General features: G+C 51.0%; 10 protein-coding genes. 7 read left to right on the forward strand and 3 right to left on the reverse strand.

Annotated elements, in window-relative coordinates:
- The first annotated feature begins 80 nt into the window (after nucleotides 1-80).
- The 5 genes from ABGI61_RS04415 (at nucleotide 81) to ABGI61_RS04435 (ending at nucleotide 6,758) form a co-directional block, all read left to right on the forward strand.
- Entirely contained in the window at nucleotides 81-587 is a 507-nt protein-coding gene (locus tag ABGI61_RS04415) for a glycine cleavage system transcriptional repressor (RefSeq protein ID WP_347597467.1), read from the forward strand.
- Nucleotides 588-688: 101 nt separating this feature from the next.
- Nucleotides 689-2,815 (forward strand): polyphosphate kinase 1, encoded by a 2,127-nt coding sequence (gene ppk1, locus ABGI61_RS04420; protein ID WP_347597470.1) that lies wholly within the window; start codon nucleotides 689-691, stop codon nucleotides 2,813-2,815.
- Entirely contained in the window at nucleotides 2,812-4,347 is a 1,536-nt protein-coding gene (locus ABGI61_RS04425; RefSeq protein WP_347597473.1) for a Ppx/GppA phosphatase family protein, read from the forward strand. Before ppk1 ends, ABGI61_RS04425 begins: the two co-directional genes overlap by 4 nt.
- A gap of 58 nt (nucleotides 4,348-4,405) precedes the next feature.
- Entirely contained in the window at nucleotides 4,406-5,893 is a 1,488-nt protein-coding gene (locus tag ABGI61_RS04430; protein WP_440590651.1) for a SulP family inorganic anion transporter, read from the forward strand.
- Between the two features lie 10 nt (nucleotides 5,894-5,903).
- Entirely contained in the window at nucleotides 5,904-6,758 is an 855-nt protein-coding gene (locus tag ABGI61_RS04435; protein ID WP_347597476.1) for a universal stress protein, read from the forward strand.
- Between the two features lie 25 nt (nucleotides 6,759-6,783).
- Here the strand turns inward: ABGI61_RS04435 and ABGI61_RS04440 are convergent, their stop codons facing one another.
- Both ABGI61_RS04440 and ABGI61_RS04445 read right to left on the reverse strand, forming a co-directional pair.
- Entirely contained in the window at nucleotides 6,784-8,154 is a 1,371-nt protein-coding gene (locus ABGI61_RS04440) for a family 14 glycosylhydrolase (protein WP_347597479.1), read from the reverse strand.
- A gap of 90 nt (nucleotides 8,155-8,244) precedes the next feature.
- Nucleotides 8,245-9,117 carry an MBL fold metallo-hydrolase gene (locus tag ABGI61_RS04445; protein ID WP_347597482.1) on the reverse strand — a complete coding sequence of 291 codons (873 nt, stop codon included), beginning with the start codon at nucleotides 9,115-9,117 and terminating at the stop codon, nucleotides 8,245-8,247.
- Nucleotides 9,118-9,137: 20 nt separating this feature from the next.
- Here ABGI61_RS04445 and ABGI61_RS04450 point away from each other — a divergent pair, with 20 nt between their 5' ends.
- Both ABGI61_RS04450 and ABGI61_RS04455 read left to right on the forward strand, forming a co-directional pair.
- On the forward strand, nucleotides 9,138-10,451 hold the full coding sequence (locus ABGI61_RS04450; protein WP_347597485.1) for an amidohydrolase: 1,314 nt from the start codon (nucleotides 9,138-9,140) through the stop codon (nucleotides 10,449-10,451).
- Nucleotides 10,448-11,026 carry a DNA-3-methyladenine glycosylase I gene (locus ABGI61_RS04455; protein ID WP_347597488.1) on the forward strand — a complete coding sequence of 193 codons (579 nt, stop codon included), beginning with the start codon at nucleotides 10,448-10,450 and terminating at the stop codon, nucleotides 11,024-11,026. The genes ABGI61_RS04450 and ABGI61_RS04455 overlap by 4 nt, the downstream gene beginning before the upstream one ends.
- Before the next feature lie 94 nt (nucleotides 11,027-11,120).
- Here the strand turns inward: ABGI61_RS04455 and ABGI61_RS04460 are convergent, their stop codons facing one another.
- Nucleotides 11,121-11,549, reverse strand: a complete 429-nt coding sequence (locus ABGI61_RS04460; RefSeq protein WP_347597491.1) for a hypothetical protein — start codon at nucleotides 11,547-11,549, stop codon at nucleotides 11,121-11,123.
- Nucleotides 11,550-11,564: the final 15 nt, after the last annotated feature.

The following is an 11,564-nucleotide window of genomic DNA, read 5'->3' on the forward strand; positions in this document are numbered from 1 at the left end:
AGGTTGCGTTTTGGCTTTTTTCAGCGCTATCCGGGGTAGCCGCCGCGATGTTGTTTCAGGTTTTTACAGGAAGAAATTAAATGAAGCAGTTAGTACTGACATTAATAGGTAAAGATAAAGCTGGCCTGGTAGAGCAACTGGCCACAGTAGTAAGTCGTCACAATGGCAACTGGATGGCCAGTAACCTCAGCCATCTGGCCGGTTACTTTGCCGGTATTTTGCAGATTGAAGTCGCAGAGCAGGACCTGGCAGAACTTACCGCTGCGCTGGAGCAGCTGACCGATCTGGATATCAAAATACAGCACGGTATCCCCAGTGCGTTAAACGAGCAGCAGCAGCTGAAATTTGTCATTACCGGTAATGACAGGCCTGGCATAGTGCGCGAACTGTCATCGGTTATTAAACACAAAGGCACTAACATAATTCATTTTGAAAGCAGCAAGCAAAGTGCCCCCAACTGGGGTGTGCCACTGTTTAATGCCGTTGCTACAGTAGAGTTACCGGCCAGCGTCAGCCGGGATGAAGTGGTAAAAGCACTGGAAGCCATTGCCACTGACATCGTGGTAGACGTAGAAACCAGCGTTTAGGCTTGTGCTAACGCCGCTTTGCCGGGTTTAAGCGGCGCATTCATCTTGCTGTCATAAAACTGCCATAGAGTAACCCTAAGTTGTAGTCAGGGAGCTGGACCATGGAACACCCCAACACCACTGTTGGCACTGAATTTCCCACTTATCCACGTGAATTAAGCTGGCTGGCGTTTAACGGCCGGGTATTACAGGAAGCGGCCGACGAGCGTAACCCACCGATTGAGCGGCTGCGCTTTCTAGGTATTTACTCCAACAACATGGACGAGTTTTTCCGTGTGCGGGTAGCCGATGTCAAGCGGCGCATTTTGCTGAAAAAATATCAGAGTAGCGAGCAGGAAGATGCCGAGCATCTGATGCAGGATATTCAGCAGCAAGTGTTGGAACTGGGTGCACGCTTTAACACTATTTATCTCGACATTCAGCTGGAACTGCGTAAACACAATATCGAGCTTATCGACAACTTTAAGCTGACCGAGCTGCAATCAAGCTGGGTGCGCAGTTACTTTCGCAGCGAAGTGATAAAGCATATCTCGCCGATGATTTTATCCGGTGATGAAGTCAGCTTGTCGAAAGCTCTGGAAGATAACACTACCTATTTAATGGTAGAAATGACCGGCAGCGGCAAACCAGAATATGCCATAGTGCAAGTGCCAACCAATGAGTTGTCGCGCTTTATTGAGTTGCCGCTGCACCTAAACACCCGCAAGAAAAACGGCCATTACCGCCGGCAAATTTTGCTGCTAGACGATGTAATCGTGCACTGTATTGCCGACTTGTTCAGCGGCTTTTTCGAGTTCGATAGCATTCAGGCCTACTCGTTAAAACTGACCCGTGATGCCGAGTACAACATCAGCGATACACTGGACCAAAGCTTGATTGATAAGATGTCCAAGGGCATACGGCAACGGTTAAAATCTGAGCCGGTGCGCCTGGTATACGATGCGTCGATGCCGGAGCAAATGTTAAAAGTACTGAGCAAACAGCTGGGCACCAGTTCAGTCGACTCACTTATTCCGGGCAGCCGCTACCGCAACTTTAAAGACTTTATCGGCTTTCCCAATATTGGCCATCAAAGCCTCGAGTTCCCCACCCTGCCGCCGCTGAACAGCCCGGAATTTGAGCAGTACGCCACCAGCTTTGATGCCATTCGGGCCGGCGATATTCTGCTGTATTACCCCTACCATAACTTTGGCTATTTTACCGAGTGGGTGCGCCAGGCGTCGTTTGACCCTAAAGTAAGCCATATTAAGATGACCATGTACCGGGTAGCGAAGCACTCACGGGTGATCCACTCGCTACTGGACGCGGTGCGTAACGGTAAAAAAGTCACCGTTGTGGTTGAGCTTAAAGCCCGCTTTGATGAAGAAAACAACATCAACTGGGCGCGCAAAATGACCGAAGCCGGTATTCAGGTAGTGTTTGGCTTAACCACACTGAAAATTCACTCAAAACTGTGCCTGATAAGCCGGATGGAAAAAGGCAAGCTGGTGCAGTACGGCCATATCGGCACGGGTAACTTTAACGAGAAAACGGCGCGCATTTACACTGACATGAGCCTGTTTACCTGCCATCAGGAAATTACCAGCGAAATTGGCCAGGTATTTGAGTTTATTGAGTACAGCTACCGGCCCTATCAGTTTAACCATCTGATCGTTTCGCCCACCTGGAGCCGCACCCGGCTCACCGCGCTGATCCAGCGGGAAATCGACTTTGCCGTCAGCGGGCGCAAGGCCGAGATCTTCCTTAAAGTAAATAACCTGGTTGATCAGCAGATTGTCGAGCTGTTGTACCGCGCCAGCCAGGCTGGGGTAAAAATACGCATTATTGTGCGTGGCATGTGCTCACTGATGCCAGGTATTGCCGGTAAGAGCCAGAATATTAAGATTATTTCGGTTCTGGACCGCTTTTTAGAGCATGCCCGTGTGTATGTGTTTCATAACGGCGGCGAGACCGACGTGTATATTTCGTCTGCCGACTGGATGACACGCAATATCGACCAGCGGGTGGAAGTAGGCGTACCTATTTACGATATTCGCCTGAAGCAGCAGGTACTGGATACGCTGGATATTCAGTGGCGGGATAACGTAAAGGCACGTATTATTGATGCCAGACAAAGTAATGGCTATGTAAAACGTGGTAATAAACGCAGCATCCGCTCGCAGCAGCAGATCTACGATTATTTTGCCCGTATGCAGGGCCGACAGCAGGTTGACAGCCAAGAAGAATGACCGACACCGCCGAATCACTTGTAACGCATCAGCAGGCCTATATGGCCGCCGTTGACCTGGGCTCAAACTCCTTTCATATGGTGATTGCCCGGGTGATTGCCGGCGATATTCAGCTGCTGCACCGCGAAAAGCAAAAAGTGCAGCTGGCCGAGGGCTTAAACGATCAATTGGTATTAAGCGAAGAAGCGATAGAGCGTGGCCTGAATGTGCTGGCGCAATTTGCCGACACCTTAAAGCCCTTTGCGCCGCAGTCGGTGCGGGTTATCGCCACCTACACCCTGCGCCGGGCGCGCAACGCCGCTACCTTTTTACGCCGGGCCAAGGCGGTGTTCCCCTTCCCTATCGAGGTGATTTCAGGTCAGGAGGAAGCCCGCTTTATTTATCAGGGCGTAGCGCATTTTGAGCATTTTGCCGGCCGCCGGCTGGTGATAGACATCGGCGGCGGCAGTACCGAATTTGCTATCGGCGAAGGCTTACAACCACTTCGACTCAGTAGCCGTAATATGGGCTGTGTCAGTTATGCCATGCAGCATTTCCCGCAGGGCCGCATTAGCGAAAAGCGTTTTAACCGTGCCATTTTGCAAGCCGAGCAAGAGCTGGAGCCAATTGTCAGCAGCTTTAAAGCGGCTGGCTGGCAACAGGCCGTAGGCACCTCGGGCACGGTAAAAACGATCCGCGATATTATTGTTGGCCTGGGTTTTAGCAGCAATGCGATTGAACGCGCGCATTTATTCGCGCTAAAAGATCATCTGGTAATGCAGGAAAACAGCTATCAGCTGGATTTACCCGGCTTAACTGATGACAGAAAGCTACTGATTTGCTCCGGCTTAGCCATTTTAATTGCCGCCTTTAACCTGCTGCAAATTGAGCAGCTGGTCTATTGCGATGCAGCGCTGCGCGAAGGTGTCCTGTACGAGATGAGCGACCGGCTACAGCATCTGGATATCCGCGAACACAGCGTGGCCAGCCTGCAACGGCGCTACGACGTCGATATGGCGCAGGCCGAACGGGTAAGCCATACCGCTTTAACCCTGTTTAGTCAGGTGCGCAGCAGCTGGCAGCTCACCGATGAAGACGCGTTATTGCTGGGCTGGGCTGCCACCTTGTACGAGGTGGGCCTGCACATTAACTCGTCCGGCGTACAAAAACATTCTGCTTATATTTTACAAAACGCCAACCTGCCCGGTTTTAACCAGGAGCAACAACAGCTTGTTGCTACGCTGGTACGCTTTCACCGGCGAAAAATCCGCGCCGATGATATACCTGCATTCAGCCTGTACCAGTTGCCACAAGTGGTGTGCTTGTTGGTACTGCTACGCCTGGCGGTACTGTTAAACCAAAAACGACGCGATGATATTTTACCGGAACTACAGGCAACTGCCGGTGTGCAATACCTGCAGCTGCAATTGCCCGCTGACTGGCTAACACAGCAAAGCCTGCTGGCCGCCGACTTGCAGTTGGAGCAAAAAGCGCTGAAAAAAATTGCCTTTGTGCTCGATTGCCCCGGCCTGGCTGAAGTCACCCCGGTTTAACTGCCGCGGTGTTTCGTGTACACTGCGCGGCCTTTTTAAAGTGTCGATATTTTAATCTATGTTGCTAACTTATTTAAAACAGCATTGGCTGTCTAACCTGCGCGGCGATATTCTCTCAGCCATCGTGGTGGCCTTGGCTCTGATACCTGAAGCCATTGCTTTTTCCATTATCGCCGGCGTTGATCCCAAAGTCGGTTTGTATGCCTCTTTTGCGATTTGTGTGATTATCGCCTTTGCCGGTGCCCGTCCGGGTATGATTTCAGCCGCAACCGGCGCCATGGCACTGTTAATGATTACCTTGGTTAAGCAGCACGGTCTGGAGTACCTGCTGGCTGCCACCTTATTAACCGGTGTTATTCAGATTATCTTTGGCCTGTTTAAACTGGGCGATTTAATGCGCTTTGTATCACGCTCTGTGGTGACCGGCTTTGTTAATGCGTTAGCTATTTTAATTTTTATGGCGCAGCTGCCTGAGCTAAGCGGTACCTACGGCACCACTACTGTGTATGGCATGACAGCATTGGGGCTGGCGATTATTTACCTGTTCCCGTATGTGACGAAAAAAATCCCCTCGCCGCTGGTGTGTATCGTCGTACTGACGGCTATTGCCGTGTATTTTAATCTCGATATCCGCACCGTGGCCGATATGGGCGAATTACCCGACAGCCTGCCAGTATTTTTATGGCCAGATGTACCGCTTAATGTTGAGACACTGCAGATTATCTTCCCTTATGCCTTGGCACTGGCCGTGGTGGGGATTTTAGAATCACTGATGACCGCCACTATTGTCGATGATTTTACCGACACCACAAGTGATAAAAACCGCGAATGTGTTGGCCAGGGTATTGCTAACATTGGCTCGGGTTTGATTGGCGGCATGGCCGGCTGCGCCATGATTGGACAGTCGGTGATAAATGTAAAATCTGGCGGTCGCACCCGTTTATCGGCGCTATTGGCCGGCAGCTTGCTGCTGTTGATGGTGGTGTTTTTAGATGAATGGGTTGGCATGATCCCAATGGCCGCGTTAGTGGCAGTGATGATCATGGTGTCGATTGGCACCTTTAGCTGGTCATCGGTAAAAGACCTGGGCAAAAATCCGAAAAGCTCATCCGTGGTGATGATCGCCACTGTTATCGTCGTGGTATTTACCCATAACCTGGCGTACGGTGTATTAGTGGGTGTGTTGTTAAGCGCCTTATTTTTTGCCAACAAAGTGGGCCAAATTTTATATATTGGCTCCAGCTTATCCAAAAATGGCCATGAAAGAACCTACAACGTAATAGGCCAGGTGTTTTTCAGCTCCAGCGAGCAATTTGTTAATGCCTTTGACTTCAAAGAGGCGGTAGAAAAAGTCACGATAGACTTAAGCAAAGCGCATTTTTGGGATATCACCGCAATAAGTTCGCTGGATAAGGTAGTGTTGAAATTCCGCCGCGAAGGCACCGATGTGCAGCTACTGGGCTTAAATGACGCCAGCGCCACCTTAGTCGATAAATTTGCCGTGCATAACCGCCCGGAAGCAATCGAAAAACTGATGGGCCACTAGGAGATACAACATGAGCAGAAAAGTCCTGGCGTGTATTGACGCCTCACCCTATGCCCAGGCGGTATGCGACTATGCGGTGTGGGCAGCGAAAAAACTTAATGTCGCCATGTCGGTAATACATGTGCTGGATAACACACATAAAACCGTACATACCGACTTTAGCGGCAGCATTGGCCTGGGCAGCCAGGAAGCCTTATTAGCCCAGCTGGCCGAGTTGGATGCACAGCACGCCAAGCTGGCGCTGCAGCGCGGCCGCATAATGCTGGATGCTGCCAAGGCTCGTGCGGAAGCGGCTGGCGTTAGTGCAGTAGATGAGCGCCTGCGCCATGGCGAGCTGCTAAATACGTTAACCGAGCTGGCAGACGAAACCCGTTTACTGGTATTGGGTAAACGCGGTTTTAGCAGCGCCGATGCCCACGGCCATCTGGGTTTGCATGTTGAACGGGTGATCCGCAGCCTGCAAAAGCCTATCTTACTTACCCAGCAACACTACAATGAGCCAAAAAGCATTATGCTAGCCTATGATGGTAGCGCCACGGCACTAAAAGGCCTGGAAATGTTAGCTGCCAGCCCATTGGGTAAAGGTTTACCGGTGCACCTGGTGATGGCCGGTGCCACTACCGACGCCACTGAAGCACTAATGGCAAGTGCCGCTGCCATTTTACGCAATGCCGGTTTTACGACTACCGTCGCCACTGTTAGCGGCGAACCAGAAGCCGTGCTGCATCAGTATCAGCAGCAGCATAATATTGATCTGCTGGTCATGGGCGCCTACGGTCATTCACGCATCCGCCAGTTTATTGTCGGCAGCACCACCACGGCGATGATTAGCAAAGCCAAATGCAGTTTGCTGATCCTAAGGTAGTCATCAACCGGCAGCAGGCAATATGCTAGTGTGATATTGCCTTTTGCCGCTCTATCAGTTGTTGATAGCGCTGTCGCCCGAGACCACCACTGCTAACCTGCTGCAAACGCAGCACGGTAATGCCACTGTAATGGCCACGGGTAAATACCGCTTCAATATTGTCCCAGCCCTGTTTGTGGGTTACACCAGCGGCCAGTGCGTTTTCGCCTTTTAATGTGACCTGCTGGCGCGCAGCTTCTGTGCCTAGCCACTGCACCAGGCTTTTTGCCAGCGAGTAACTGGGTGCGCCGGGGTTGTCGTCCATTTCAAGCGCAGTAAAATGCAATACTACCGGGCGTTGCTTGCGACTAAACTCAGCGGCTAGCGCCACGATTTGCTGATAACCGTAACCATTCTCTGCCGAGTACTCTTGCTGGCTGTTAATCAGCCCTGCGGCAAGTTCAGCGCTACGGGCAAAATTGCCAGTAGACGTCATTTGCCAGTGAATGCCCGGAATTTTAAAGCCCAGCGCTGTCTGGCTAAAAGCGCCATCAAAGGCCATTGCTGCCGCTGTTAGCATACGCTGGCCATGCGCCACTAAGGCGCTGTGATACCAGTTGATAAAGTCGCGGCCATAGACGCTATTAAACTGGGCACCACTTTTTATAAAGGCTTCGGCATCTGGCGGCGGTCCCAGCTGTTCAAAACTGCGAAAAGCCGTTTGCCAGGCCAGGTTTAACTGGTCAATGTGCTGATAGCGCTGTTGCATGCTGGCACGAAAGTCCGCTACTGCCAGAGCAGAATACGCCTGAAAGCCACCACGGCTTGGGTAGGCGGTGCGGCCGCCATCATGACTGTTATATGACGGATACCGCAGCTCACCCGCCGGCCCCACAGAGATATTAATTTCGCTGATATCTTTAGCTAAGGCGGAGTACTGGCTGACAAATGCCTGCATAAACTCTATATATTGTGGCATTGCCCAAGGGTCAGCCCACAGCGCCAGCGTCTCTGCCGACCGGTTGCCGTACTCGCTTTGGTATTGCAGGTCAGCTATAGTTAGCCCCTGTGATCTAAAGTGTTGCCAAACCCACGCAGGCAATGGCACATCACAGTCATCGCCAACATTACCTCCACATTGATGGAATGCCATAATTGGCATAATTTTGAGGCCCGCGCCGCGAATGTCGGCAAAAATTTCGTCGTAGTATTGCCAGTTGAACTGCTGATCGCCGCGCTCTTCAACCAGCCCCCACCAAACATCAACAGAGACACCCTCAACTCCTATCTGCTTGGCAATCTGTAACTGCTGACGAAAAGTATCTCTGTCCTGCACTAACAAGGGTGCCATCACATTAGCGCTAAAAGCATGAAGACAACAGGAAACAAAAAGCAGTAACATTAGAATCAGGCGCATGTTTAGCCATCCGTTATCAGTAGTAAATGGCAATTACACCGTATTCTTTTCACCAAGTGTTGTTAAAACACGACAAAAGCAGCAATAGCCTCAGTGTTGCTTGGTCTGCCGGCCCAGCGTGTGCAAAATGCGATTTTTCATCGAATGCCAGTGATTTTTCGGTAAGGTAGGTGCCTGAGCCAAAATGGCGTCAAAGTTTATACTCGCCGCCGCGCGTGGTGGCAGATGAGCAAAATACAGCTGGCTGGCTTCAAGGCTATACACCCGCTGCAACGACTGCTTATATTGATTCGGATGGCACACCGGATACGGCGGCACTAAGCGTTTTTTCACAGAGACGATAAGGTCGGCAATATACAGCTGCTTGGTTGGCACATGCAGCACGGATAAATCATGGTCAGTGTGTCCCGGCGTGTAAAGTACCTGCCAGTCGGGGAAGCCTGGCACAGACTGTTCATCCAACAACAGCAGGTCAGGCTTTAAAATCGGGTTATACCAGATGTGGCGTTTTGGCTTGCGCAGCCGACTGGCGACCCACCAGGTCAGGCTAACATCAATTAAATGTGCAGTACGGCCGAGTATACCGGCATACCAGCGCCGCGCTTTGGGGTGGCAGGCTATAAGCGCCCCGGTAAGGCGGCGCAGTTTATGCGCACCACCGGCGTGGTCAGGGTGCATATGCGTCACAATAACCAGCTTTAGCGCAGTTAATGGCAAGCCTAATTGCAGCTCAATGTAATGACATAGGGTGGCAATATCCGCCCGGCTGCAGCCATCTAGCAACATTAAGCTGGCTCCTTCCTGCACCAGATAAATATTTTGAATGTAGCCCTGAAGAATATGTAACTGCATTACTCTGTATTTCGCCCTGGCGTAAACAACTGGTCTGACATTACCCAAGCTGACGGCAATTTGCCAGCAACAATTGCCATTTTCGCTGCCGGCGCTTATGGTATTACGCATTGCAATTATCTGGAGCTACTATGCGCTGGTCACTCATCAGTTTGGCAATCCTACCCTTATTCCATAGCCCTGTCGTCTCAGCGGAATCACGCGCTGAGCTAAGTAAGCAGATTGAACAGGTAATGCCCAAAGTGATTAGCTGGCGCCGTGATATTCATCAGCATCCGGAACTGTCGAACCGCGAGGTGCGCACCGCCGCTAAGGTTGCAGCGCATTTAAAACAGCTTGGTCTGGAAGTGCGCACCGGTATTGCCCATACCGGGGTGGTCGGTATTTTAAAAGGCGCTATAGACGGCCCGGTGGTAGCACTGCGTGCTGATATGGACGCCCTGCCAGTGACCGAGCAAACCGGCCTGCCGTTTGCCTCTAAAGTGGTCAGCGAATTTAACGGCCAGCAAACCGGCGTCATGCACGCCTGCGGCCACGATGCCCATGTGGCCATGCTGATGGGAGCCGCTGAAGTGCTGGCCAAACAGCGCGCTGACATTGCCGGTACTATTATGTTTGTGTTTCAACCCGCTGAAGAAGGCCCGCCGGCCGGTGAGGAAGGCGGCGCTAAAATGATGCTGGCCGAAGGCTTATTTGCCAATCCTACGCCATCAGCCATTTTTGGTTTGCATGTCTGGCCGGGCGAGCCCGGCCAGTTACAGGTAAAAACTGAAGGTATTATGGCCGCGGCTGACAGCTTTCAAATCACCGTAAAAGGTAAACAAGTGCATGGCTCCAGCCCATGGCGCGGTATAGACCCGATTAACGTCACCGGCCAGCTGATTAACGCCATAAACCTGATCCCGGCGCGACAAATTGATGTTACCAAAGCACCGGCTGTGGTGTCTTTTGGTCAGGTGCATGGTGGTATTCGCTGGAACATTATTCCCGACGACGTGAAATTAGAGGGCACCATCCGCACCTTCGACAGCGAGATGCGCGAAGACTTAATCGCCCGCATGGCGCATACCAGCGAGCATATCGCCAAAGCCAGCGGCGCCGAGGCGCATTTTCATGTACATAATTTTGCCGCCGTAACCTGGAATGACCCGGCGCTGACCGACTGGGCGATGCCAAGCCTGAAGTGGGCTGCCGGCGATAAAGGTGTCGCACCGATTAAACCGATAACCGGCGCGGAAGATTTCTCGTTTTACCAACAGCAAATTCCGGGCGTATTCTTCTTTTTGGGTATCTCCCCCGAAGGCAAGCCACTGAGTGAAGTACCGCCAAACCATTCGCCGATGTTTGATGTGAACGAAGATGCCTTAGTTAACGGTGTGCGGGCACTTACCGGTTTAGCCCTGGATTACTTAGCTAATCCACCAACGACAGAGAAACAACCATGAATGCACCGTGCCGTTGCCACTGGGTCGACTTAAGCAAACCTGACTATGTCGCCTACCATGACACCGAATGGGGCGTGCCGATGTATGACGACAATAAACTATTTGAGTTTTTAACCTTGGAGGCGGCGCAAGCAGGCCTTAGTTGGTACACGGTGTTAAAAAAACGCGATAATTATCGTGCTGCTTTTGCTAACTTTGACCCGGTAAAAGTAGCCGCTTTTGATGAAGCCAAAGCTGCCGAGTTGATGCAAAACCCCGGCATTATCCGCAACCGGCTAAAAATTGCGGCGGCCATTAATAACGCTGCGCGGTTTTTAGAAGTGCAGGCGGAATTTGGCAGTTTTAGCACCTATCAATGGCAGCTCGTCGGCGGTAAACCGCAGCAAAATTCTATTGCCGGGCCTGAAGATTACCGCGCCACCAGCCCGGAGTCGGATGCCATGAGCAAAGACTTAAAAAAGCGTGGCTTTAAGTTTGTCGGCTCTACCATTATTTACGCCCATATGCAGGCTTGCGGCATGGTAAATGATCATCACAATGATTGTTTTCGCAAGCACGACTGCATGGCTAAGTAACGGCAAGATTGCCTCCCTGAAAGCGGCACTGCAGAGGTACCGCTTTTCCTGCTAATACAAAAGCTACCCAGCCGCTTCGAGGTGATGATTACGGCTAGTTTTGTTTTACAATAATTCTTGGATCAAAATCATCACAACCAGCTACTTTTACGCCGTAATCATAATTCCCACTGGCATCACCTTTGATGCGACATTTTAATTTGCCCTGGTTATTCGACTCCAGCTGGCAGTTTTCTTCAAAAGGTGAGTTATCAGCATAGAAGTACACAGTAAAGTTTTTGATATTATCGCCTTGCCATTCAATGTGCTTATCGGGTTTGCTGCAAATGCAGTTCGCAATATCCTCGCAGTCGCCGCGTTTACCATCTGCCATCTTGCAATTGTCATCACCCAATACCGTAATTGCACTTATACAGCTTTGGTCGCCGTTAATGACTTCAGTAAAAATAAGGGTTTGATCTTTATCGTTTGCTAATATCTGCCCTGCAAAGCAGGTGCTGAGTAGTAATAACCATATTTTCATAGTGAAATGCCTTGT

It is taken from the genome of Rheinheimera fenheensis (genome assembly GCF_039871805.1).
GTDB lineage: Bacteria > Pseudomonadota > Gammaproteobacteria > Enterobacterales > Alteromonadaceae > Alishewanella > Alishewanella fenheensis.

Bases quoted from the DNA above. Each gene is read 5' to 3' on its own strand.
- ABGI61_RS04425 (WP_347597473.1), top strand. From the start codon at position 2,812: ATGACCGACACCGCCGAATCACTTGTAACGCATCAGCAGGCCTATATG.
- ABGI61_RS04445 (WP_347597482.1), bottom strand. From the start codon at position 9,117: ATGCGTAATACCATAAGCGCCGGCAGCGAAAATGGCAATTGTTGCTGG.
- ABGI61_RS04440 (WP_347597479.1), bottom strand. From the start codon at position 8,154: ATGCGCCTGATTCTAATGTTACTGCTTTTTGTTTCCTGTTGTCTTCAT.
- ABGI61_RS04455 (WP_347597488.1), top strand. From the start codon at position 10,448: ATGAATGCACCGTGCCGTTGCCACTGGGTCGACTTAAGCAAACCTGAC.
- ABGI61_RS04450 (WP_347597485.1), top strand. From the start codon at position 9,138: ATGCGCTGGTCACTCATCAGTTTGGCAATCCTACCCTTATTCCATAGC.
- ppk1 (WP_347597470.1), top strand. From the start codon at position 689: ATGGAACACCCCAACACCACTGTTGGCACTGAATTTCCCACTTATCCA.
- ABGI61_RS04415 (WP_347597467.1), top strand. From the start codon at position 81: ATGAAGCAGTTAGTACTGACATTAATAGGTAAAGATAAAGCTGGCCTG.
- ABGI61_RS04435 (WP_347597476.1), top strand. From the start codon at position 5,904: ATGAGCAGAAAAGTCCTGGCGTGTATTGACGCCTCACCCTATGCCCAG.
- ABGI61_RS04460 (WP_347597491.1), bottom strand. From the start codon at position 11,549: ATGAAAATATGGTTATTACTACTCAGCACCTGCTTTGCAGGGCAGATA.
- ABGI61_RS04430 (WP_440590651.1), top strand. From the start codon at position 4,406: ATGTTGCTAACTTATTTAAAACAGCATTGGCTGTCTAACCTGCGCGGC.